This is a genomic window from Anatilimnocola aquadivae (assembly GCF_049819085.1).
Classification (GTDB): domain Bacteria; phylum Planctomycetota; class Planctomycetia; order Pirellulales; family Pirellulaceae; genus Anatilimnocola.
On sequence record NZ_CP187419.1, the window covers coordinates 1,882,971 to 1,907,292 of the forward strand.

The window sequence follows — 24,322 nt, forward strand, 5'->3', positions numbered from 1 at the left end:
TTTCCGCGAAGTTGCTGAACGGGACACCCGAGGGGTCAGTCGAGGATTGCGAGAATGTCCTGCTCGCGGCAGATCAGCAGATCCTGATCGTTGATCTTCACTTCGTTCCCGCCGTAGGCATTGAAGATGACACGGTCCCCCTCCTGCACGGTAAGGGGGCTGCGACGGCCGTCGTTGAGCAGGGCGCCATCGCCCACGGACAGGACGCGGCCTTGCTGGGGCTTCTCGCGGGCGGAATCGGGCAGCAAGATGCCGCCGGCAGTTCGCTCTTCGGCTTCGAGCCTGCGGATGATAACTTTGTCGCCCAAGGGTACGAGCTTCATGGAACGGGGATCTCCGGCGGGAAGGGAGCCAACCAAGAGGCTGGCATCCCTGGGGCGGGATTGTCGCACGCGCCGGCGGTCGACGCAAGCATCGCCTGCTAGCGGGGCCTGGAAGGCATCGCCCAGACAACTTCGGCGAGGCTTGTGGCTGGTGGCCATCAAATCGGCGGTTCCACTGGCAACAGACTGATGTTCGAGTCCGATTTTGCCGATTCAACGCGAGAAGCTTTAACGACTGCGCGGACCTTGACGACTGCCGAGCCCGATCCGCTGTCCGCGAGAATGCTGGAGACTCCTTTCATGACCAAAACCAGGGCCAGCAAGACCAACGAGTCGGTGGCGAGTGCTAGCGAAGCAACCGCGACCAGCACGCAGTCGGTTTCGCCCCTGCGGATCGACGCGCCCCATGAAAAGCCCGGTCAGGCGACCGCGCCCGCACCTTCGGAATTGATGGCCGCCCTGGCGGACTCCGCCCTGGCCGCAGCTGCCGAGAATAACGAGATCTTTCACACCCCGGCTCCCCGCGATCCTCTGCAAGAGCTGGCTCTGCGCGAAGAACAACTGCAACTGCAGGCCGCGCAGTTGGCTGGCCACTTAAAGGCTCGGCTCTCGGAAGTCGATCGTCGCGAAGCGCAGCTGAACGCCCGCATTGGCCAACTCGAAGCTGACCTGCGATCGGCCCGGCTGTGGCAACGGGAGCGAGAGTACGAATTTCAACAGCGCGAAGGGGAACTCTGCCGCCAGGTGGAAGACCTGCAGCTTCGTTCGTCGGAAGTGGCCCTGGGAGAACAGCAGGTTCACACCCTCGATGAGCGAGCGACGCAGATCATCGCCCGCGAACAAGAATTGAAGGCGCTCGATCAGCAACTTCGCCAGCGGCGGCAAGAGCTCGATCGTCAGGCGGCTGCTTTTTCGCACGCCCAGTCGCTGTGGCAATTGCAGCAAAAGCACGAAGAAACCAGCGCTCGGCACGAACGCGAGAAGGCCCAAGAAAAGTGGGATCGAGCCCTTGCCGAAGAGCGGCAAGAGCTCGATTTTGAGATCGCCGGCCGGCGTCGTCAGTTGGAAGCAGCCGAGCAGGTCTTTCGCGAACAACAAACACGGCTCGACCAGGAACGGGTCGACTTCGAGCGGATGCGCGTGCAGGCTACGAACCAATTGCAACGCGAACGGGCTGCCTGGGACGAACGCTCGCAGACGAACGACCTTGAGTATGTTTCCCGCCAGCGAGAACTGGAAAGCCGCGAAGCCATCGTCGAGCGCCAGCGCGTGGCGATGGAACAAATGCGGACCGAGATCGGCAATGTTCACCGCCAATCGCTCGAGATGCGACTCATCGCCGAGCAACTGTGGGCACAAATCACCGGCCGCCTCAGCAGTGCCGAAATCACCCGCTCGATTGCCTCGCTGCGGCTGCAGCTGAGCCATCAATACGAGCAGGAACAAAAGGCCCTCACCAAGCAAAAGGATGAGCTGGTGCAACTGGCCGAGCGGCTGCAGGGACAACACACGCTGTTGTCTGCCGAGCGTCAGGAAGTTCGCAATTGGGGAATGGCCCGCCAGGCTGGCATCGAGCAGCAGGCTCGTCAGCTGGTCGAACGCGAGCAACAACTGGAAGCCGAGCAGCAGGAAGTGCGAACCGCTCGCCAGAACCTGCACGACGAACGCCGCCGCTACGAACAAGAGATCCGCGACCTCGCCACGCAACTGCGCGAAGCGACGGCCTCGCCCGCGGCAGCGTAGCTTCTCGCACCGCCCCACCGGCCAATCGACGTAACTTCGCTTGCCCGCTCGCTGGCCGGGAAAAGGTTCTTCACAAACCGGCCGGCCGGCAACCAAGAATACGCGCCAAACCCGAGAGTTACGCCACCTGCGGTCCACAAACACCCCCGGTTTGTGAACGCCCCCTGAAAATACTAGTGGTAGTTTACGTCAACCGCTCTGCTCCCAACCCTTGGTGGCATGGGTAGTACTCTACCCGTGTTCCCCCCAGTCTTTTGTGCCACAGCTCGCACGGCAGCACATGGCAAAAACGAACACCCGCCTGCAGCCGTTCCCCAGAGCACCACTGCCCGAATTGAAAATGGCTCGTTCGCCACCGGGCCCAGCAGACGCAACCTCGAACGGCCTCGCTGGCAATCACGGGTAGAGTACTACCCGTGCCACCTCAAATGATCGGCTGCCCGGCGCTCGGTCATCCCCGGCTCCTTCCCTGCCTCTCCTGCAAATCGGGTATAAATCTGGCTCTGGAACCAGGAAGCTTCCTGCCTCTTTGCCTGCCCCTAAAGCTGCCGTGATTGCAACTCCTCTCGACGAATTCATTACCCGTTGGCAAAGCTCGGCGGCCGCGGAGCGCGCCAATTACGCCCTCTTTCTGACGCAGCTGTGCGACCTGCTCGGCGTGCCCCAGCCCGAGCCCACGCGGGCCGAAGTGGCGAGCAACGCCTACGTCTTCGAGCGCGACGTCACGTTCGACCTGGGCGACGGCACCACCAGCATCGGCCGCATCGACCTCTACAAGCGAGGCTGCTTCGTCCTCGAGGCCAAGCAAGGCTCCGATGTGATGCGAGCCGAAGAAGAAGCAGCCCGCGCGCTCTTGCCGGCCGGCACCAAGACCGCCAAGAAGAAAGGAACCGCCGTTCGCGGCACCAAAGCCTGGGACGACGCCATGGTCCGCGCTCGCGGACAGGCCGAAGCCTACGCGAAAGCATTGCCCACGAGCGAAGGCTGGCCGCCGTTCTTAATCGTCGTCGACGTCGGCCACTCCATCGAACTCTACAGCGAGTTCACCCGCTCCGGCAAAGCCTACGTGCAGTTCCCCGACCCGCAGTCCTTTCGCATCAAGCTAGAAGACCTGCGCGACGAAAAGATCCGTACTCGCCTCGCCGCCGTCTGGACCGATCCACTCTCGCTCGACCCCAGCCGTCGCGCGGCCAAGGTCACCCGCGAACTGGCCGAACGACTCGCAGCGCTGGCCAAGCTGCTCGAGAAGGCCGGGCACGATCCGGGGGCCGTGGCCAAGTTCCTGATGCGGTGCCTATTCACCATGTTCGCCGAAGACGTCGAGCTCATCCCCAAGGGCTCGTTCAGCGAACTGCTGGTGAGCTTGCAGGAAGTGCCCGAGAACTTTCAAGCGGTGGTCGAAGCCCTCTGGCACACGATGAACACGGGTGGCGTCTCGCCGGTGCTGCGCAAGAAGATTCTCAAGTTCAACGGCGGGCTCTTCGCCGAGAGCACCGCCCTGCCGCTCGACAGGCCGATGCTGACCCTGCTCATCGAAGCGGCCAAGTCGGATTGGGCCGATGTCGAACCGGCCATCTTCGGCACGTTGCTGGAACGGGCTCTCGACCAGCGCGAACGGCACAAACTGGGGGCCCACTACACGCCCCGCGCCTACGTCGAACGGCTGGTGATGCCCACCGTCATCGAGCCCTTGCGCGACGAATGGAAAACGGCCTACGCGGCCGCCATCACCCACGCGCAGGCCGGCGAATTGAACGAAGCCCAGGCCGAAGTGCGGGCCTTTCACGAACGGCTCTGCGAAACGCGTGTGCTCGACCCAGCCTGCGGCAGCGGCAACTTTTTGTACGTCACGCTCGAACACATGAAGCGGCTGGAAGGCGAAGTCCTTAACGCCCTCCGCGAGTTCGGCGACAAGCAGCAAGTGCTCGACATTCACGAAGTCGATCCGCACCAGTTCCTCGGCATCGAACTCAATCCCCGCGCGGCCGCCATCGCCGATCTGGTCCTTTGGATCGGTTACCTGCAATGGCACTTTCGCACGCGGGGCAAAGCCCAGCCTGCCGAGCCGATCATTCGCAACTACAAGAATATCGAATGCCGCGACGCCGTCCTTGCCTGGGACCGCACCGAACCGCTGCTCGATGAACAAGGCCAGCCCGTCACTCGCTGGGATGGCCACACCACCAAACCGCATCCCGTCACCGGCGAAGAAGTGCCGGATGAGAATGCGCGCGTGCCGGTGATGAAGTACATCAATCCTAAAAAGGCGGAATGGCCTCCAGCTGATTTTATTGTTGGCAATCCACCATATATCGGCGTACGAGTCCTGCGGCAGACGATTGGCCGTGAATACGTCGATGCGATTGCAATTGGATACCCAGAAGTGCCTGAAACGGCAGACTATGTCTGCTATTGGTGGCATCGCGCCGCCTTGCTGGTTGAACATGCAACATTGCATCGCTTCGGGCTAATTACGACTGACAGCATTACCCAGCAATACTCGCGTCCGGCAATTGATCAGCATCTCGACGCAAATCCAGGTGTACAAATCGTCTTCGCAATCGACGAGCACCCATGGGTAGAAGACAAGAATGGTGCCGCAGTACAGGTTGCAATGACAGTTGCGATTGCGAAGAGCGTTGCTAGTCCGAGCAAAGTCATCGGAAAGATTGTTAAAGGTGGAAGCGATTTAGCGACAGACGTGACGTTTCAGTTTGTGTCGAAGATTAGCAGCATGTTGCGATCCGACTTCGACCTGGCAGCGGTAAAGCCTTTGTTGGCCAACAGCTCGATTTGCTTTCAGGGAATCATCCCAGGTAATGATGGGTTTAAGTTAGAGGTCGAAGAATTGAAGAGCCTGGGCATCGATTCAAAAAAGCTTCCGTCTGTGGTTCGCCGGTACATCATCGGAAACGACATTGTGCGAGTTTTGAGGCAGAAGTGGGTCATCGATAGTTTTGGACGCTCCGAAGAAGAGTTGCGATCTGAGTTCCCCGCACTTTATCAATGGATTTTGGATCGCGTTAAACCCGAAAGGGACCAAAACCCGAGAGAGACACGCCGAAAGAACTGGTGGCTTTTTGCAGAGAATGCACCAAAACTTCGGCGGGCAGTGAACAGACTGCCTCGCTATATCACGACGCCAAATACCGCCAAACATCGACCATTTGTTTTCGTTGATGGTGACATACTCCCAGACGCAATGGCGTACGCTGTTGCAACACCGTCCGCGTTCATTCACGGCGTACTCAGCAGTCGTATCCATGTAGAGTGGTCTCGTGCGGCTGGGGGCACGCTTGAAGATCGTCCGAGGTACAACAGTAAGGTCACATTTTCGCCGTTCCCGTTTCCCATATCCGACCTAACTACTTCTGAATCTATTGGATCTCTCGCTGAACAACTCGATGCTCATCGCAAACGTCAGCAGCAGTTGCATCCGAAGCTCACGCTGACCGACATGTACAACGTGCTGGAGAAGTTGCGGTCGGGCGAGGCATTGTCGGCCAAGGACAAGACGATTCACGATCAGGGGCTGGTGAGTGTGCTGCGGCAGATTCACGACGATCTGGATGCAGCCGTCTTTGCCGCCTATGGCTGGCCCGCCGACCTGACCGACGAGCAGATTCTCGAACGGCTGGTCGCCCTGAACGCCGAACGGGCCGCCGAAGAAGCCCGCGGACTCGTCCGCTGGCTCCGCCCCGAGTTTCAAGCTCCGCAGGCCGCTGCCGGTGGCAAGCAGGCCGAACTCGACCTGGTCGACGACGAACCGGCCGAGACCAAACCGAAAAAGGGAGCGAAACAGGGAACGGCCAAAACGATGAGTGCCAAACCCACGAAGACCGTCAAACTAGCCTGGCCCAAGGAGCAGGGTCTGCGCACCAAGGCCGTGCAAGAAGCCCTGGCCACCGCCACCTCCCCGCTGACCCCCGCCGAAATCGCCAAACAGTTCACCCGCGGCAACGCCGACCACGTCGCCGAAATTCTCACCGCCCTCTCCTCCCTCGGCCTCGTCCGCAAATCTCGCGGCAAATACAGTAAGTAACAACCCCTGGGTGCCACTGGCTTTGCCAGTGCCGTTTGGCTCGAACGGGTGGACGGATCACCAGACGTTGGAGATTCGACTTTTTTGCCAAGACGGTGCCGCTAGCCAACGGGCAAGACGTTCGCCTCTGCCGATTTTTTCTGTCCTCATCCTCGCACCGCAGGTGCAGCCACAACTTAGCCTGGCCCAACGGGCCAGGTATCCGGCGCCGGATAAGAACCAAGCCCTGAAAGGGCGGCACTCGATTGGCGTTAACGACCTGTGCCGCCCTTTCAGGGCTCAAAAGCAATTTGTTCGAACGAGTCCCTTGGGCGTTGCCCAAGGCTATGTTGTGGCCGCGCCTTCGGTGCTAAGAATCCGAAATGACCCCGATTCCAAGGAACTGGGTTGGCACTAGCCAGCGCGACCCGGCTCGGTACGTCAAAAAGGCGGGCTCGGGGCCCCGCGAACTTCTACTCTGCACGATTGTCTGTCTGGCATGCCCGTTCTTTAGGCGAGCCGGACGGGGCCCGCTCGTTGACAAGGTGGGCCCGCGTTTCTAGCATGACAATGCTTATCACTCTCCTGAGAGCTGGAACGACCGTTATTACCGGGTCGTTTTCATGGACGAACGCCCTTTCCCTGTTCGTCACTTCACGTCTTTTTTTCGCGAGTCCTTGGATTGGCAACTCCTTCCCGTAGCGGGGTTTTCACGCAGGCGACCGATCGCCGAGTCGAACGGTTTACCGAGAGCATCAGCTTCGACCGCCGGCTCTACGCCCACGACATCCTCGGCAGCTGTGCCCATGCCCAGATGCTGGCAGAGGTCGGCGTCCTCACGCCCCACGAGCGTGACCAGATCTGCGCGACCCTTCAGCAGATCGGCAAGGAAATTGAGCACGACATTTTCCCGTTCAGCATCGCGCTCGAAGACATCCACATGCACATCGAACAGGCGCTAATCGAGCGGCTGGGCGATGTGGGCCGAAAACTGCACACCGGCCGCAGCCGCAACGATCAGGTGGCCACCGACTTGCGACTTTGGGTGCGGGACGCCCTCGATCGCATCAAAGATCGCCTGGAGAATCTGCAACGGGCTTTCTTCGATCGCTGCGAAGGGGACTTCGAGGTGATCCTGCCCGGTTACACGCACATGCAGCGCGCCCAGCCCGTGATCGCGCCGCACTATTGGCTGGCCTACTGCGAAAAACTGGCCCGCGATATTGACCGGGTCACCGATTGCCGCCGGCGAACGAATGTCTGCTCGCTCGGTGTTGCTGCTCTGGCCGGCACAACGATTCCTATCGACCGCCACGACGTTATGACGCGGCTCGGGTTCGAAAGCGTGGCCGCGAACAGCCTGGATGTGAGCAGTGACCGCGACTTTGTCGTCGAGTCGGCGTTTGTGCTCTCGCTGATCGCTGCCCACCTGAGCACCTGGGCCGAAGAGTGGATTCTGTGGTCGACCGCCGAGTTCAACTTCATCAAGTTGCCGCAGGAGTTCTGCACCGGCTCGTCGATCATGCCGCAAAAGATCAATCCCGACGTGCTGGAACTGACCCGCGGCAAATCGGCCCGCGTGATTGGTCATCTGCAGACGCTGCTGGTGCTCATCAAGGGCTTGCCCCTCGCTTACAACCGCGACCTGCAAGAGGATAAGCCGCCCCTGTTCGACTCGTTCGAAACTGTCGAGCTATGTTTGGAACTAGCGGCTCCGCTGGTGGCGGGCATGAAGCTGAACCGCGAAGCCATCGCGGCGAAGCTCGACCGCGGCTACCTCGACGCCACGACGCTGATGGAATACCTGATTCAAAAGGGGATCGCCCAACGCACGGCGCATCACCTGGTGGGTTCGCTGGTCAATGCCGCGATGCAGCAGGGGGTGTCGCTGGCGGAACTGCCGTTAGAGACGCTACAGAGCGCGCATCCGGATCTGGATGAGAGCGTACGAGAGATTTTGGGCGTGAATCAGGCCGTAGCGGCGTTTCGCAGCTATGGTTCGACCGCTCCCGTGGAAGTTCGCCGTCAGATTGAGATCTGGCGCAGCCGGTTGTATCAGACAGAAGAAACGGACCTGCAAAAAGATGGTCGAGTAATTACTCTGGAGTAGTATCCGCCCGAGGCATCGTCGGTGCCCAGAGCTCGGAAAGTCTTCACTCGCCGAAGTTCGTTGCTTATGACCAATTCACCTGCTCATCCGCTGCTGGCCAAACTGCTCTGGTGCGGTGGTCTGTTGCTCATTGCCAGCCCGCTGTGGCTGGTGCAAGTTGGCGCGCAACCGCCGATGGGCAAAGGGGTCGATCCGTTTGGTGACGGGGCCGCTGATCCTGGTGTACCTGCGGGCAAAAAGCAGGCTGATGACGAACCAGTCATCCCGCGCGTGGAACCCGAAGTCATCCTGCAATTGCGGGACTCCAATCCCAAAACGGCGGAAGCCCTGCTGCAAGCCGCGGGTGCCGTTCACAACTTCGGTCGCAGTGACGAAGCGAAACGCTACCTGACCAAGTTCCTCGAAGCCAAGTTTCCCGAGCCCGATCTCGCGCCCCTTCCTTCGAAGCTGGGCACCGACTTCTTCCTGACTCTGACCACCAGCGAAAAACTGCAGCCCGAAGGCCAGCAAGTCTCGGCGCAAGTCCTCGCCGCAGCTCGCAAGTTGGCCGAAGACCCCGCGCGCTTGACCGCGCTGGTGAAGACCCTGAGCGACCCGAACTACGAAGCAGCTTCGAGTGCGCTGGTGTTGCTCGATCAAGCCGGTCCCGCCGCTGTGGGTCCCTTGCTGCAAGCGATCGCCGATCCGAATCGTTCGGCCGAGCATTCTCGCCTGTACAACGCTCTGGTCGATCTGGCCACGACCACCGAAGCACCGCTGATTGGCGTCCTGGCCGGTGCGCCCGAGGCGATGCAACTGATCGCGGCGAACGCACTGGGGCAGATTGGCTCGCGAGATGCCGTTCGGCATCTGGTGGCACCAGCGTGGGCCGAAAGTGCTTCGCCGGGAATGCAGACCGTCGCGCGTCGCGCGCTCGAGAAGATCATGGGTGGAGTGCCGGGAAGGCAAGCCAGCGAAGACTATTTGCTTCGCCAGTTGAAGCAAGTTGCCGAAGGGCAGCATCCGTTTAAGCCTAATCCCGACAATAAGACCATTGTCTGGCAGTGGGACAATGCCAAGCAAAGTCCCGTGTCGAGCCTGCTCGCCCTGGAAGATGCCATTCGTCAACTCAATGCCCGGATGACGACCGACCTGACGAAACTCGATCCGAAGAGTAGCGCGTATCAACGCCTGCGACTGCTGCACTATCTCGAATTCTCCAAGGCTATCGGTGGCGTCGAACGCCCGCTGAAGCTGAACTCACCCGCCTTCGCACTGGCCAAAGAAGCCGGGGCTGAAACGACCGCAGCGGTGCTGACGCAGGCCATTGTCGAAAAGCGACATGCAGCCGCGATCGCTGCTATCGAAGTGCTTGCGGAAATTGGCACGCCCGAGTTGTTGAGCGGCGAAGGAACCTCGCTGGATGCCCTGGCGACCGCGCTCACGCATGCCGATCGCCGCGTGCGACTCGCCGCAGCGCTCGCCATCGTCAAGCTCAATCCCCGGGTCTCGTTTCCCGGCGCGAGTCACTTGACCGAAGTGCTCGGCGAAGCGGTCCGTACCGCGGGGATCGACCGCGTGCTGGTTTGCGATGCTCGGATTGAGTACGCCCAGACGATCGTCGGCTACTTGGCCGACAACGGCTACGCAGGCGAAGTGGCTCTGAGTAGCCGCGAAGCATTTCGGATGGCGACGACCTCGCCCGACTTCGATTTCATTCTTGTCAGCGATGCGTTTGACCTGCCCGTAACCGAAATGGTGCAGCTGCTGCGACGGGATCGTCGCACAGCGCTCATTCCCGTCGGCGTGATGATCGCCAGCGACAAAGTCGAAGGCCTGCCGAAGATCCTGGGCGATTCGACGTACCGCGATCCTACCGGGCGAATTCGCAACTACAACGTCGATTCGATTTCGGTGTTGCTCGCTCATGATCCGCGGACGATCGTCGTGCCGCAGCCTTACTCCAGCGAAGCGGTGGCGTTCATCGCCGGCCAGGTTCGCAAGCGGGGCGGGCGAGAGTTGGTCTCGCGCGAAGAACGAAACGCCAATGCCCGCGCAGCCCTTGCCGCGCTGCAGAAGCTGGCCAGTGACAATGCGTCACTCAATCGCTTTGGTGTGCTGCGAACAGAAAGCTCCTTGATCATTGCCTTGGCGAATCCTTCGCTGACAGCACCCGCGGCCGAAGTGTTGGCCACGTTGGCGACTCCCAAGGCGCAGACGGCGCTCATCGAAATCGCCAGTCAACCGGCGCGTCCCGTGGCCGATCGTCAGGTTGCTGCCACGGCCTTTGCCGCAGCAGTGAAGAAGCGCGGGATCTTGCTCACCACTCAGCAGATTCTTGCTCAATACGCGAAATACAACTCCAGCGAAACGCTGGATGAACCCACTCAGGCCATCCTGGGTGGCTTGCTCGATACGATTGAATCCCGCCGCGCGATCACGGCAATCCCCATGCCTTAAACGCGCAACACCAAGTCGCTGCACGCGACTACCACCGATAGTTGCTGGAAGGATCCATGTTCCCTAACCGCCTGCATCCTGCCCCGGAAACGGGCCCGCCGATTCCCGGCCTGATCGGGGCGAGCGCGGCAATGGAAGCCGTCTATCAACTCACGCGCAAAGTCGCCAAGACCAACGCCTCGGTCCTGCTAATGGGAGAAACGGGCTCCGGCAAGGAAGTGATTGCCACCGCCATTCACCGGCTGAGCAATCGCAACAGTGGCCCGTTTGTCCGCGTCAACTGTGGTGCTCTCAGCGAGAGCCTGCTGGAGAGCGAACTCTTTGGCCACGTGCGCGGAGCCTTTACCGGTGCCGTCAATAACCGCACCGGCCGTTTCGAGGCTGCTCACACCGGCACCATCTTCCTGGACGAAATCAACAGCACATCTCTCTTTCTGCAAGTGAAGCTGCTCCGCGTGCTGCAGGAGCGAGAGTTTGAACGCGTGGGCGATACCGCGACCATTCGCGTCGATACGCGGATCGTCGCGGCCAGCAATCGCAATCTGTACGACGAAGTGGAATCCGAACGCTTTCGCGAGGACTTGTACTGGCGACTCAATGTCGTGCCGATTGTGATTCCGCCGCTACGGATGCGCCGCGAAGACGTTCCCGCGCTGATCGCTCACTTTTTGAAGATCTACAGCGAGCGGAACGAGAAGCACGTCGTACACATTCAGCCTCAGGCGATTGAAGCCTTGCAGGATTATCATTGGCCGGGCAATGTCCGCGAGTTGCAGAACTACGTCGAGCGGGCCGTGACGATGGCCGATGGCGATGAGTTCACCATCGATCTGCTTCCAGAAAATGTACTCGGCAAGCGGGAACGTCGCGGCGGCAAGATTCGAGGTGTCGACCTCGATACGCTGGTTTATGAAGTGGTGCAGCAGGGTGTGAATCAGCTCGGCAACGAGGAACATCATCTGCACGAGAAGATCGTGAATCGCGTCGAAAAGGAACTGATCGCGCAGGTCATGCAAATGTGCAACAGCGTGCAAACCAAGGCCGCTGGCAGGCTCGGCATTAACCGCAATACCCTCCGCAGCAAGCTCGTCGAGTACAATTTAGAAGAGAAGGAAGAGAAGGCCGACGACTAACTCTCGGCTTTCCTCCGTTCATTTTCTTCCCCGCAAACGATCTCTCCCGCCATGCTTTCCGGCATCACCATCGTCTGTTTTACGGCCAGCTATGCAGTCTCGCTGGCGATGGAAGTGACGCGTCTCTTCTTTCGGATGCCGGTGCGGCTCTTCCTGATCATCGGCATGACGCTCGCCGGCCTGTTTGCTCATACAGTACACCTGTACCAGCGAACCCAGACTGGTCTGGCGACGGGTTTGCCACTCTCCAGTTGGTACGACTGGTGCCTGCTGGCCGCCTGGATCCTCACGGCGCTGTATGTGGGCTGGACCATACGTCGACCGCAATCACCGGTCGGCCTGTTCATGCTGCCGGTAGTGCTCGCCCTGATCGGTCTGGCCTATTCACTCGAAAAAGCACAGACCTTTCAGCGCGATCAGGCGCTACAACTCTGGGGCATGACGCACGGCGTGATGCTGCTGCTGGGCGTTGTCGTGGTCTCGCTTGGATTCGTGGCCGGATTGATGTATCTCGTGCAATCGTATCGCCTGAAACACAAACTGCAGCCCAATACGCTCCTGCGCCTGCCCTCGCTCGAATGGCTAGAGACCGTCAATAAACAGTCGCTCGTCTATTCGTTCTTTTTGATTCTGCTCGGCCTGGGCGCTGGGATTGTGATGAACTTGATCCGCACCGCGGGCCAAGGCTTTGTGCCATGGACCGATCCGGTCGTCATCACGTCGCTCTTGTTGCTGGCTTGGCTGCTCGCGGCGACCATTTTTGAGTGGACCTACAAACCGGCTCAGCAGGGACGCAAGGTTGCTTATCTCACGGTGGCAAGCTTCGGCTTTTTGGCCATCGTGATGATCATGCTCGCCACGGGCGCTTCGGAACATGCACCGGCCGATGCCAAACGCCCGGCCACGCCTGTGGAGGCCCCGCGATGAAGCTGCAAATGATCGGGTGCAGCCATCACACGGCCCCTGTCGAAGTGCGCGAGCGTCTGGCCTTTAACAAAGATCAGGCATCTCGCGCGCTGATGCGCCTGCGCGAACGATATCCGGCTGCCGAAGCGGTCTTGCTGTCCACTTGCAATCGCGTGGAGTTGTACGTCGCCAGTGAGCAGCCCGGTGAATGCCCGTCGCATCACGACATGGTCTCGTTTCTGGCCGAGTTTCACGGCCTTGATCCGGTTGAGGTCTTCAACGACCTATTCGAACGGACCGGCGAAGACTTCGTGCGTCATTTGTTCACCGTGGCCGCCAGCCTCGATAGCATGGTGGTCGGCGAAGCGCAGATTCTCGCGCAGGTAAAACAAGCCTACGAACTGGCCACGGTCAGCAGCACGGTGGGACCACTCACGAATGCGGCCTTTCAAGCGGCACTGAAGGTGGCCAAGCGAGTCGCGACCGAGACCGCGATTAATCAACGCCGCGTCAGCATTCCCAGTGTGGCTGTGGGTGATTTCGCCAGCCAATTCTTCGAGCGGTTCGACGACAAGCAGGTGCTGGTCATCGGTGCCGGCGAGATGGGCGAAGAAACACTCCGCTATTTGATCGACGCGGGCGTGAAGAAGATCTCGATCTGCAATCGCAACTTCGAGCGGGCTGAAGAACTCGCCCAACGCATGACCGGCCAACCCGAAAAGTGGGATCGGCTTTCGGCTTTGCTGGTCGAAGCCGACCTGGTGGTGAGCGCCACCGGAGCCAATGAACCGATTCTCACGGCCGCCACCTTCAAACCCATCGTCGATGCTCGCTATCAGCGGCCGTTGCTCGTTTTGGATCTGGCAATTCCTCGTGACTTTGAGCCTGAGATTGGCCAGTTGTCCGGCGTCTACTTGTACGCCATCGACGACTTGCAGGAAGCCTGTCAGCGGAACCGACGTGAACGAGAGCGGGAATGGCCGCAGGCCGAGAAGATCATCGAAGACGAAACTCAGCGGTTCATGACCGATCTGAATCATCGCGCTACAGCGCCGACGATTCGTCGGCTCAAGCTACGAGCCGACGAAGTGAAAGCCGACGAACTGGCCCGACTGCTCAACAAGCTTGGCCGACTCGACCCCAAGATCGAAAACGAAATCCGCCAGGGCTTTGATCGCCTGGTGAACAAGCTGCTACATCCACCGCTCGAATCGCTCCGCGACGAAGCTCAGCACGGCGCGCCTCACGGCCTGCTCGACGCTCTAAAGCGGCTCTTCAAGCTGAAGGATTGATGCAAGACTGGGTGTTTACAGTTGCAATGCGGCACGCAGGCACTCATCAACTTCACGCTGTAGCGAATTCGGCAGCTTGCCAATCACGGAGATGATGAATTGGCGATCGAACGTAAGCAAATTCTCGCACTGTATCATGGAGTTCTGGCGCAACCCGGTGACGCCGCCATCCGGGGTAGCGAGATCGATGAACAACTGCGTCGTAGATGCCCGGTGCGTTGATCGGCTAATTGCGACCAGTATGGTGTCGTCGATCCGCGAGTTGAGTTGGTCACATTGAACAACCAATGCGGGGCGCACCTTGCTACCGCTGCGATCGCTAAATGGAAAATCGATTAGGACTATGTCGCCACGAGTTACTTTCATGACTTGTGCCGCGGATCGAGATCATCGTAGATGTCCATTTCGGGATCGTCCCAGCCGGCTCGCTTTCCAAATTGACGAAGTTGAAACTCTCTTTCGCTGGGGGTGACTGGATCGGCTTCGAACACAGCCTTCCAACGTTCGTAGACCTCCGCAGGCAATAACACGAAACCGCTGCCATTCGCGGGGCTGTTTACGCGAATCGGAAGTTCTGAACCTTGCTGGGCACTTTCCCATTGTTCGGGCGTCAATTCGATTGGCATCTGCAAGTCCTTGCTGTAGTGCTTGTAGTATATTTCAAAATTGCACTCCAGCCGATAGTTGCTGGTGGACCTTTTATTCCCCCATCGCCCCTAGTGTCATCAACAGCTCGGCCATTTCGCCAGCGGGGTGCATTTCGCCGCGCGACCGGGCGATCTCGATGCCCGTGCGAAGTGCCCCGCGGGCTTCTTCGATTTCGTCCATTCGCACGAACAACTGTGCGCCGCGGAGGAACGAGGGAACGTGCGGGACGGGGTCTTTCATGAGCGAACGAAAGACGTCGGCCGATTCTTCGAAGCGACCTTCATTCTCGAACTCAATCGCCAGGCCATAGCGCAGGAACTGATCCTGGGGTTCGTCGGCCAGTAGGGCTTCGATTCTCTCGCGGCGGGTGGGCATGCAACTCTCGATTGGGTACTTGCTAGCAGCGTGAAATTCTGTCCGCAGGTTGAATTTTACCCACTCATGCCCGCAGCGAATATGGCCGCAAGCCATCTGCCTGCCCCTACAAACCACCAACGAATCAAAGTTTGCCATCGTTTGTTCCCATCGCGCAAGGCAGGCAGTTTGCGTTGAGATTGCCCGCCACGGGGACCTTCTCGGTTGCTCCTTGAGTATTAATTATTCCTTACGGATCGCTCGAAACACCTATTACGGCAGGGCTTGCTCTGCCGGCAAAACGAGACTGATTTTGCGAGCGGTGGGAACGTGCGGTGTAACGCGCGTCGCTCGATTCGGGGAGCCGCAGGCGGTTGCGGTGAGGCCCGCTAGAAGAGCTGGCGACTAAGCCACTCGGACTGGCCATTGCCAAGCACGGCAACAACAAGGAGATCGGAATGAAAGTTAACTGGTTAGCGGCTGCAACGATGACGATTGCGGCTTCGCTGGGATTGCCACTGGTCGCCAGTGCTCAATCGCCTTCGTACACGATTGCCGACTACGCCCAAGAGAACGCACCTCCGGCTCCCGAGCCTGAAGCGGGCGTTCAGCCCATGGCGACTGCCCCTGCCGCCCATTGTGCAGCCTGCGAAGCGCCTGCCGCCGAAGAAGAAGCCACCTGCGATCCTTGGCGATTGTTCTGCCAAAAGGAAAAGGGCTGGAACATCACCGGCTTTGCCCATGGCGGTTACACCTACAACACTGCCAGCCCCGCCAGCAACTTCAACGGTCCCGTCACGTTCAATGACCGCAACGACGGCCAGTTCAACGCCCTGTACTTGATCGGTGAAAAGACCATCGATCGCGAGACCTGCTGCTGGAACTGGGGTGGTCGCGTCGACGTGCTCTACGGCTCCGACTATCTCTACACACAATCGAACGGCTGGGAAACAACTCCCGCCGGTGCTCCCAAGTGGAACGGCAATCCCGATTACGGCTTGGCGATTCCGCAGTTGTATGCAGAAGTGGGTAACGAAAACAACTCGATCAAAATCGGTCACTTCTACACCGTACTCGGTTACGAAGTGGTGCCCGCCAACGGCAACTTCTTCTACTCGCATGCCTACACCATGCAGTACGGCGAACCCTTCACCCACTGGGGTGCTTTGGGCTCGTACAAGTACAGCGACGAGATCGCACTGAACTACGGCATCGTTAACGGTTGGGATGCTCTCACCCGCGTGCAAGATGATCCTGGCTTCATCGCCGGCTTCACTTGGACTGGCTGCGAAGACGTCCTCGCCTTCAACGTCATCTTTGGCAACGAGCCCACCGTCAACGGCACGTTCGAAGATCGCTACACGCACAGCCTGGTGTACACTCGCAACTTCAGCGAGAAGTGGCAGTACATCTTCCAGCACGACTACGGCCATCAGGTCGGCGGTCAGATTGGTGGCGGCGGTAGCGCTGAATGGTACGGCATCAATCAGTACCTCTTCTACACCATCAACGATTGCTGGAAGGCTGGCTTCCGCGGCGAATGGTTCCGTGATGACGACGGCGTCCGCGTGACCGGTCTGCGAGCGGGCAATCCCATCGCCGGATCGGGCTTTGCCGGTAACTTCTACGAAATCACCGGTGGTTTGAACTACACCCCGACCGCCAACCTGACCATCCGCGGCGAAGTTCGCTACGACTGGTTCGAAGGCATCTCGGTCGCTGGTGCTCCGCTGCCATACGACGACGGCACCCGCAGCGATCAGTTGCTGCTCGGCCTCGACTTTATCTACTTGTTCTAAGCCAACAGGTAGCTGAAACGGTTCACACACTCGCCGGGGTTGCAGTCACTGCAGCCCCGGTTTTTTCGTTTCTTGAAGGGACAGGCCGCAGAATCGGACTTGCAGGAATAAGCACGCGAAAGATGCAACTCGATCGGCCCTTCCCCGTCAATTTGTCAGGCCGGCGGGCGACTCGCGCTCCATAGTTGAGAATCAACTCCTGCTATCCGGAGATTCTTAATGCCTGCCAAGTTGCTGACCCTTGCGCTGTTGTTTGTCATGCCTCTGCTTGCTCTGGCTGAACAGCCCGAGAGCTTGGAGTTTCGCGAAGAGACCTATAATCTCGCCGCGGTGAATGTCGACAAGAACGGCAAGCACAAGCAGATTCTCAACGAGTACGTTCCGGAAGAAGAAGACCTGGAAGAATGGTCCTCGATGATCGCAGTGCGTCAGTATTTTGGCCGGACCGATTTCAAAGAGCTGGGCGACGCCTTGGTGAAGGTGCTGAAACAACAAAACCCTGACTTTCCTTCAGCCACACACATCAGCGAAGACGGCAAACGGAAGATGGTCGACTTCATCATGTGGGATGTCGAAAAGGAGATCGTCGAGTTCAACGTCTTTATCTACGAGCTGAGCAAAGATGGCAAGTCGGTCATCGCCTACCAATATGCCCAGCGCGAATACGGCGAAGAGGAAGGCCTGGAGTTTCTTAAGGACCTGAAGAAACTACGGCCGAAACTGCTGGAGTCGGTAAGCAAGTTCAAATTCCCGAAGATCACCGAACAGCAGCCTGAAGAAGCTGCCGCGGAGTAGATCATTGCGGAAGATTCACGGCGCGAAAATTCGCTGCACGATTAGAGGCAGCGACATCGGCGGCGATTCTTCGATGCGAATCGCTCGCTGGATCATTCGCGAGGCATGTTCCTTCTGACCATCGTGAGCGTAAAGCTTGACGAGTGGCTGACCGCGCTCGATGCGATCGCCTAGCCGCACCAGCATTTCGAGCCCAGTGGAAAAATCGAGCTTGTCGCTCATTACCTTGCGGCCGCCGCCCAGTTCGATGATGGCCAGACCGAGTTCTTCGGTATTCATGGCCGTCACGTAGCCGGCGTGTTCGCTGAGCACTTCCGAAGTCGGCGCGAGTGGACGCTGCTGATCGAGATCGCCTCCCTGTGCATACACCATCTGCGAAAACCGCTCGCGGGCACGACCGCTGTCGATGTGTCCGCGCAGTATCTTGGCTGCTGCTTCGCGGGTGTCGCTTCGTCTGGTGACCAGCAGTAATTCGATGGCTAGCTCTTCGGTCACTTGCCACAATTCGGCAGCGCTACGACCTTCGAGCACGTCAATCGATTCATTTACTTCCAGCGCATTGCCGCTGAGGCGACCGAGCGGTTGATTCATGTCGGTGACTACGCCAACCGTCTTCACTCCCATGCGTTGGCCGGTGTTGACGAGCGAATGAGCCAGCCGGCGAGCGTCTTCCGCCGTCTTCATGAACGCGCCACTTCCCCACTTCACATCCAGCACCAGTGCATCGAGCCCTTCCGCCAGCTTCTTACTCATGATGCTGGCGGTGATAAGCGGAATGCTCGGGACGGTCGCCGTGACATCGCGGAGTGCATACAGCTTGCGATCGGCCGGGGCGAATTCCTGGCTCGCGCCCGTAATCACGCAGCCCACGCGTTTCACAATTTCGTGAATCTCTTCACGACTTAGGTTCGTGCGATACCCAGGAATTGCTTCCAGCTTATCGAGCGTGCCACCTGTCGCTCCCAAGCCGCGGCCCGAGAGCATCGGCACCCGCAAATCGCAGCAAGCCAGCAGCGGGGCAAGCACGAGCGATGTCTTGTCACCTATGCCGCCCGTGCTGTGTTTATCAACAACAGGGCGGCCGTCATCTTGCCAACGCATCACGTTGCCGCTGGCGAGCATTTCGTCGGTGAGCGCGGCGGTCTCTTCCGTGGTCATCCCCTGCAGATAGATGGCCATCGCCAGCGCGGCCATCTGATAATCGGGAATGCTGCCCGCTGCAAAGCCGTGAATGAAGTGGGCAATCTCTGCTCGCGAAAGTTCGTTGCCATCTCGCTTGTTGGCAATCGTCACAACGGGGTTCATGGCTAGCTTTCGGACAGTTCGGGCACGGATCGCATGTTGATGTCCAGGCTATTGGCCTGTTCGCCCACCGTCAACTTCAGCTTACTGGTAGTCGTTTTGCGATATCGCTTGGGAATATTAGGGTAATCATCGTGGCCGGGCGGCGGAGCGGCAATCGGTCCCAGCGGATGATCTTGAATGGGTGGACTCACGGCCACCTGGTACTCGCCGAGCGGCAGTCCTGCACCATTGGCCATCTGCACGACAAAGCGGCCTGTTTCATCGGCTCGGGCCATCATGTGTACGCCCAATTTTTCGTTCTGAAACAGAACCATCGCGCCGGGCACGGGCTTGCCGTCAAAGGTCACCACGCCACTCACGGGCCCCAGCACTTCGCGTCGGCTGCAGCCGCAAATGAATAGTGCCAACAATACGAGCATCGACCCTGTGGTACGCATGGAGAGGTTCATCACTCGTAGCTCGGAATGACGTTGCCGTCGTCGCGATTGGCCAGATTGTAGAGGACTGTGGTCGTATCGATGGTCTCGCGCATGAACTTGACGGCACCATCGGCGAACACCACCATCGCTCCGCCGGGATGAGCCGACTGGATCGCGCGATTCGGGCCGCAATTGCCGGGAACACCCAGCGCGAGTGCCGACTTCTCGTTCATGCGGTGCACGATGCAAGTGATGTTGAACTGCCGTTGCCAACCATCGTTGCCTGGTCCCATGCAGAAACCGTGACCGCAGTCGCTGCGACAGTCGACTCGAGGGTTCGTGCTGTCTCGACAGAAGTCCGATTGCTCGCCCACGCTGATCGTATTGCTGAGCCCATCGGTGATGTCGCCCGCTTTCACCGTGACAAAGTTGTTCAAGATACCGCCGGAGCAGATGCGACCATCGGCGCCACCAGACGAAGACTTATTGGTAGCCGAGTCGTGATTGGTGGCGCCAGAAATGCCGGCATACGTGGGGCTGAGAATGGCCGAGTCGTGCGGCGAGCCCGTGAGCGCCCATTTGGGCAAACGACTCGACGGGCACCACATGAACTTGAAGTCTTTGCTCTTGAGCAAGTCACGATTGTTTGCGTTGCCGTTGTGCGAACCGCCACCCAACCAACCGGTAAAGCCGCTGGAGTTTCCATTCTGATCGAACTTTTCGAAGACCGCCGATTCTTCCGCAAATGGCAAGATTCGGACCCACCAGGAATGCCCGTAGCCATTCCCTCGGCCGTACAAACCGCCGGATGGAAAGACTCGGTGCGAACCTTCGTAGTTGGCAAGTGCGAGGCCCGTCTGGTGCAGATTGTTCGCACACTGGGTGCGTCGCGCGGCCTCGCGAGCCGACTGCACGGCAGGCAGCAGCAAGGCCACCAGCACACCGATAATCGCAATCACCACAAGCAGTTCGACCAAGGTGAAACCGCTACTAACTTTTTTGTGTTGCGCCGCCATGGTGCTATCTCGCTGGTCGTCGTTCCGTTGCCCGTGGTGGAAAACTAACCAGAAAGGAGTTGATACGCAAGTGAGTTTTTATCTATTAGCCATTTTGGAGCAGCAGCCAATCGGGAAGTTGAGCGACAGAATTCAGCGTGACAACACGAGGGAAACCGGCGAACTCCTCGGCGAGCGAAGGCCCGCTGAGCACCATCGCAAACGGCACTTCAGCGGCTTCTGCCGCTTCGGCATCGACCGGATGATCGCCGCAATAAAGGGCCTCGGCTGGTGACAGTTGAAAGCGAGCCAATGCCCGCAGCAGCGGTTCGGGCGCCGGTTTGTGCTCGCGCACATCTTCGCCCCCGACGATGACATCGACCAGTCCCTGCGCACCGACATAGGCGAGAATGGTTTCGATTCGGTAGCGATACTTCGTGCTGACAATTCCTAAGCGATGCCCCCGCTCGCGCAAGGTGACGAGCGCCTGCTGCACGCCGGGAAAGAGCTGCGTCATCTGCGCCGTCACCTGGTCAGCACGGCTGATATAGGCTTCACAAAAGCGGGCGGTGATGTGCGGATCTTCGATGCCAGTCAAACGAGCAAAAACCTCGGGCAGCGGATAAGCGACGCAGCGACGAATCGCCTCGCGCTCGACTGCTGGCAGGCCGAGACGCACCAGGGCGTGATTCGCACATTCGAACGTCGCAGCAGTCGACTCCGCGAGTGTGAAATCGAAGTCAAACAAAATCAGCCGAGGCTGCATCGGTCTTCTTTCCTGTGGCCGAGAGGTTTAGTGCTGGTGAGTCTGCTCGTTGGCGTGCAATTGAGCGTGAGCTGCGTCGTCGTGTGGGCGATTGTCGTGACCCTTCTCTGCGGTCAGTTCGAGCGAGTCGACGAACTTCACGTTAGCGCACTCATCGATCTCGGCCGAACGGCAGGCCAGGTGATCGGGCACAAAGAAGCGGCAGGGACCGCCCGCTTTGGTCGACAGAGGCTCGCCATTCAGCTGATAGATGAGAAACGCCTTCTCGCGCACACCCTCCAAGGGAATGCTGGCGTGAAAATTGTCGGCCTGCGAGTGAAGCCCTAAATATTTGGCTGCTGGCTTCGCCTGCGCAAGTTGCAGCAGACCTTGCAGCGTGATCGCCGTTCCTGCCCGACCACCAGCCAGCGAACTGACATCGGGAATCTGATAAGCGGAATCGACTGCGGCCAGATCATCAAAAGAAAGTTCACACGGCCTATCAACTTCACCGGTGATGCGAAGGATACTATTCATGGCTGAGTACAATAGGTTTGTTGCTGGGGAATCGTTGGACGACAATCGGGCGATCCGCACGTCGTCGTGCAAACGTGATATTCTACCTCCAGGCCGCTTCCTGTCTCGCTCCCATAGGTCCCCTGATGTCTGCCGATCCCTTTGCCGCCTTGCGTGAGGCTCTTCAGTTCTCGCCCGACAATCTCCCGCTGCGCAAACATCTGGCTGTCAGTCTGCTGCAAGCCGGTCGCTTGAGCGAAGCCGAAGCCGAGTTCAAGGAAGGGCTCGTCCGTGCCCCTCAAAATACCGATTTCAAACTAGGCCTCGCCCAAGCCTTTCTCGAACAGAACAAAGCGAGCGCCGCCATCGTGATCTTGGAAGCCATGGTGAAGGACGGTACATCGCCCCCAGCAGGCCGCGTAATGTATGCCCGCCTGCTCCTAGGCGCCGGCGATGTGCCCAACGCCGTCGCGCAGTACAAGCTGGGGCTTGAGCAAGATCCCGACCTGCGCGATGCCTCGCTCGATGACAAGCTGGGGATTGGTCCTGGGTATCAGGAGTCAGAAATTCAAGATGGCCGGATGCGTGAATCGGCTGATGACCATTCGGGCAGCCCGGAAGTGCCGATCGAACGGCCGAAGGTCAAGTTTCAAGACGTCGGCGGCATGGAAGCACTCAAGGAAGAGATTCGGCTGAAGATCATTCATCCGCTGAATCATCCCGACTTGTACCGCGCCTACGGCAAGCCGATTGGTGGTGGCATTTTGATGTACGGCCCGCCTGGTTGCGGCAAGACACATCTTGCTCGGGCAACCGCGGGCGAGATCTCGGCCGGGTTTCTGTCGATCGGCATCAACGACGTGCTCGATATGTGGGTCGGCAACAGCGAACGCAACCTGCACGAACTGTTTGCCAGTGCCCGAGCCAACAAGCCCTGCGTGCTCTTCTTCGACGAAGTCGACGCGCTCGGCTCGCGGCGCAGCGATCTGAAGAATTCGAGCATGCGGAACCTGATCAATCAGTTCCTCGCCGAGATGGACGGTATCGATGCCAGTAACGAAGGCGTGCTGATCCTCGCAGCGACAAACTCGCCGTGGCATATCGACCCAGCTTTTCGCCGCCCGGGCCGTTTCGATCGCATCCTGTTCGTCCCCCCCCCCGATGTTGCCGCGCGAGCCGGCATCCTCGAGATCTTGCTGCGCGGCAAGCCCATCGAGCGGATCGACTACCTGTCGATCGCCAAGAAGACCGATCAGTTCTCGGGTGCCGATTTGAAAGCCGTCGTCGATCTGGCCATCGAAGCCAAGCTGCAAGACGCACTCAAAGCCGGTGTGCCCAAGCCGCTGACGACGAACGATCTGATCGCCGCCATTTCGAAACAGCGGTCGACGACCAAAGAATGGTTCTCGACGGCTCGCAACCACGCGCTCTACGCCAACCAAGGCGGACTTTACGACGACGTCCTCAAATACATGAAGCTGCAATGACGCCGCATCTCTCTCGGGCCCTCGTACTCATCGAACAGAACCGCTACGCGCAAGCGCTGGGGGAACTGCAACTTCATCTCGGCCAACACGCTGAAGACGCGTTCGCTCATGCGCTCATGTCGCAATGCCATCTGCGACTCAATAACTACGACGAAGCCGAGCAGGAGGCCGAACAAGCGGTCAGCCTTGCGCCCGATCAATCCATCGGCTATCGCATGCTGGCCAGCGTGTTTGTCGAACGTCGGCGTTACTCGCAGGCCGAGCAGGCTATCGACGTCGCCCTGCAAATGGACCCACACGATGCCGACTTGCATGGGCTACGCGCGTCGATTCTGACTCGTCAGGAAAAGTGGAAAGAGGCCAAGGAATCGGCTGACGCGGGACTCGCGATCGATCCCGAGGATGTTGTCTGTTTGAATGTCCGCGCGCAAGCATTGACGATGCTTGGCGATCGCGCCGGAGCAGCAGCGACGGTCGAAGATGCCCTCCGCAAGAATCCCGACGATCCTTGGATCCACGCCAATCAAGGCTGGGCTAACCTGCACGCCAACGAACCCCTCAAAGCGGCCGAACACTTTCGGGAAGCACTCCGGCTCGACCCCGAAATGGAGTTCGCTCGCGCTGGCATCATCGAAGCGCTCAAGGCCCGCAATTTTCTCTATCGCGGCATGCTCGCCTACTTTCTGTGGATGGCTCGCCTGCCCGGCAATGTTCGCTGGGCGATCATGATTGGCATCTACTTCGCCCAACGCATTTTGGGGCAAGTTGCCCGCAACAATCCCAACCTTGCGATCATCATCTGGCCTCTCCTCGGGCTGCTCATCGGCTTTGTCGTCCTCACCTGGCTGGCCTATCCGCTCTTCAACCTGATGTTGCGGCTCGATCGCTTCGGCCGTCATGCCCTTTCGGCCGATCAACGCCGCGGCGCGAACTTGCTCGGCTGCACCCTGGCGATTGCCATTCTGTGTGTGATCGGTGCCTTTGCACTGGGCTATGCCCCGCTCTTGCTCGCGGGGCTAGTCTTCGGCTTGCTATCGCTGCCGATCTCGGCCATCTATCAGATCGAAGCCGGCTGGCCGCGCAACACGATGTTCGCCGTGACCGGCGCCTTGCTGCTGATTGGCTTGACGATGGCGATTCCCGACAGCCTGCTGGCGAACGTCGATAAATCAGTCCTGGCGATGCTCGGCAATCTGCAGAGCGGGTTCTTTCTGGGCATTGTCGGCTCGCAGTTCCTGGCCAATTATCTGGCCGGCGTGCAAGTGAAAAGGTAGAGCCCGCTCTCATCCTCA

Annotated in this window: 20 protein-coding genes; 11 read left to right on the top strand and 9 right to left on the bottom strand. The window is 59.2% G+C overall.

Features of this window, described 5'->3' with window-relative positions:
• Positions 1-35 precede the first annotated feature (35 nt).
• The gene (groES, locus tag NA78x_RS07470) at positions 36-323 is read right to left on the bottom strand and encodes a co-chaperone GroES (protein ID WP_425617805.1); all 288 of its coding nucleotides are present in this window, start codon (positions 321-323) and stop codon (positions 36-38) included.
• Between the two features lie 300 nt (positions 324-623).
• On the opposite strand from groES, the gene NA78x_RS07475 reads away from it, so the two are divergent.
• From NA78x_RS07475 to hemA, 7 genes are all read left to right on the top strand, one after another.
• Positions 624-2,066 carry a hypothetical protein gene (locus tag NA78x_RS07475; protein ID WP_425617806.1) on the top strand — a complete coding sequence of 481 codons (1,443 nt, stop codon included), beginning with the start codon at positions 624-626 and terminating at the stop codon, positions 2,064-2,066.
• A 550-nt stretch (positions 2,067-2,616) separates the two neighbouring features.
• Positions 2,617-6,108 (top strand): class I SAM-dependent DNA methyltransferase, encoded by a 3,492-nt coding sequence (locus tag NA78x_RS07480; protein WP_425617807.1) that lies wholly within the window; start codon positions 2,617-2,619, stop codon positions 6,106-6,108.
• Positions 6,109-6,769: 661 nt separating this feature from the next.
• A complete protein-coding gene (gene argH / locus NA78x_RS07485) occupies positions 6,770-8,197 on the top strand; it encodes an argininosuccinate lyase (protein ID WP_425617808.1) in 1,428 nt (475 codons plus the stop codon).
• Between the two features lie 66 nt (positions 8,198-8,263).
• Positions 8,264-10,636 carry a hypothetical protein gene (locus tag NA78x_RS07490; protein WP_425617809.1) on the top strand — a complete coding sequence of 791 codons (2,373 nt, stop codon included), beginning with the start codon at positions 8,264-8,266 and terminating at the stop codon, positions 10,634-10,636.
• Between the two features lie 56 nt (positions 10,637-10,692).
• Positions 10,693-11,769: a sigma-54 interaction domain-containing protein gene (locus NA78x_RS07495; protein ID WP_425617810.1), complete on the top strand. Its 1,077-nt coding sequence runs from the start codon at positions 10,693-10,695 to the stop codon at positions 11,767-11,769.
• A gap of 51 nt (positions 11,770-11,820) precedes the next feature.
• On the top strand, positions 11,821-12,696 hold the full coding sequence (locus NA78x_RS07500; RefSeq protein ID WP_425617811.1) for a cytochrome C assembly protein: 876 nt from the start codon (positions 11,821-11,823) through the stop codon (positions 12,694-12,696).
• The gene (gene hemA, locus NA78x_RS07505) at positions 12,693-13,967 is read left to right on the top strand and encodes a glutamyl-tRNA reductase (RefSeq protein ID WP_425617812.1); all 1,275 of its coding nucleotides are present in this window, start codon (positions 12,693-12,695) and stop codon (positions 13,965-13,967) included. Before NA78x_RS07500 ends, hemA begins: the two co-directional genes overlap by 4 nt.
• 15 nt (positions 13,968-13,982) lie before the next feature.
• Here hemA and NA78x_RS07510 read toward each other — a convergent pair whose 3' ends face one another.
• The 3 genes from NA78x_RS07510 to NA78x_RS07520 form a co-directional block, all read right to left on the bottom strand.
• Complete coding sequence (locus NA78x_RS07510; protein WP_425617813.1) at positions 13,983-14,333, bottom strand: type II toxin-antitoxin system PemK/MazF family toxin; 351 nt, start codon at positions 14,331-14,333, stop codon at positions 13,983-13,985.
• Positions 14,330-14,593 (bottom strand): hypothetical protein, encoded by a 264-nt coding sequence (locus NA78x_RS07515; protein ID WP_425617814.1) that lies wholly within the window; start codon positions 14,591-14,593, stop codon positions 14,330-14,332. The genes NA78x_RS07510 and NA78x_RS07515 overlap by 4 nt, the downstream gene beginning before the upstream one ends.
• Before the next feature lie 73 nt (positions 14,594-14,666).
• A complete protein-coding gene (locus NA78x_RS07520; RefSeq protein WP_425617815.1) occupies positions 14,667-14,990 on the bottom strand; it encodes a hypothetical protein in 324 nt (107 codons plus the stop codon).
• Positions 14,991-15,427: 437 nt separating this feature from the next.
• Here NA78x_RS07520 and NA78x_RS07525 point away from each other — a divergent pair, with 437 nt between their 5' ends.
• Positions 15,428-16,768, top strand: coding sequence for a porin (locus NA78x_RS07525; RefSeq protein ID WP_425617816.1), 1,341 nt, complete (start codon positions 15,428-15,430; stop codon positions 16,766-16,768).
• A 219-nt stretch (positions 16,769-16,987) separates the two neighbouring features.
• Positions 16,988-17,563: a hypothetical protein gene (locus tag NA78x_RS07530; protein WP_425617817.1), complete on the top strand. Its 576-nt coding sequence runs from the start codon at positions 16,988-16,990 to the stop codon at positions 17,561-17,563.
• Positions 17,564-17,578: 15 nt separating this feature from the next.
• Here NA78x_RS07530 and NA78x_RS07535 read toward each other — a convergent pair whose 3' ends face one another.
• The 5 genes from NA78x_RS07535 to NA78x_RS07555 all read right to left on the bottom strand — a co-directional run bounded on the left by NA78x_RS07535 (position 17,579) and on the right by NA78x_RS07555 (position 21,564).
• Positions 17,579-18,868 (bottom strand): thymidine phosphorylase, encoded by a 1,290-nt coding sequence (locus tag NA78x_RS07535; protein ID WP_425617818.1) that lies wholly within the window; start codon positions 18,866-18,868, stop codon positions 17,579-17,581.
• 2 nt (positions 18,869-18,870) lie between these two features.
• Positions 18,871-19,305, bottom strand: a complete 435-nt coding sequence (locus NA78x_RS07540; RefSeq protein WP_425617819.1) for a carboxypeptidase-like regulatory domain-containing protein — start codon at positions 19,303-19,305, stop codon at positions 18,871-18,873.
• Between the two features lie 11 nt (positions 19,306-19,316).
• Complete coding sequence (locus tag NA78x_RS07545) at positions 19,317-20,303, bottom strand: DUF1559 domain-containing protein (RefSeq protein WP_425617820.1); 987 nt, start codon at positions 20,301-20,303, stop codon at positions 19,317-19,319.
• Between the two features lie 85 nt (positions 20,304-20,388).
• Positions 20,389-21,048, bottom strand: a complete 660-nt coding sequence (locus NA78x_RS07550; protein ID WP_425617821.1) for an HAD family hydrolase — start codon at positions 21,046-21,048, stop codon at positions 20,389-20,391.
• 27 nt (positions 21,049-21,075) lie between these two features.
• Complete coding sequence (locus tag NA78x_RS07555; protein WP_425617822.1) at positions 21,076-21,564, bottom strand: molybdopterin-dependent oxidoreductase; 489 nt, start codon at positions 21,562-21,564, stop codon at positions 21,076-21,078.
• Positions 21,565-21,689: 125 nt separating this feature from the next.
• Here NA78x_RS07555 and NA78x_RS07560 point away from each other — a divergent pair, with 125 nt between their 5' ends.
• Positions 21,690-23,030 (top strand): AAA family ATPase, encoded by a 1,341-nt coding sequence (locus tag NA78x_RS07560; RefSeq protein WP_425617823.1) that lies wholly within the window; start codon positions 21,690-21,692, stop codon positions 23,028-23,030.
• The gene (locus tag NA78x_RS07565; protein ID WP_425617824.1) at positions 23,027-24,304 is read left to right on the top strand and encodes a tetratricopeptide repeat protein; all 1,278 of its coding nucleotides are present in this window, start codon (positions 23,027-23,029) and stop codon (positions 24,302-24,304) included. The genes NA78x_RS07560 and NA78x_RS07565 overlap by 4 nt, the downstream gene beginning before the upstream one ends.
• Positions 24,305-24,322 lie beyond the last annotated feature (18 nt).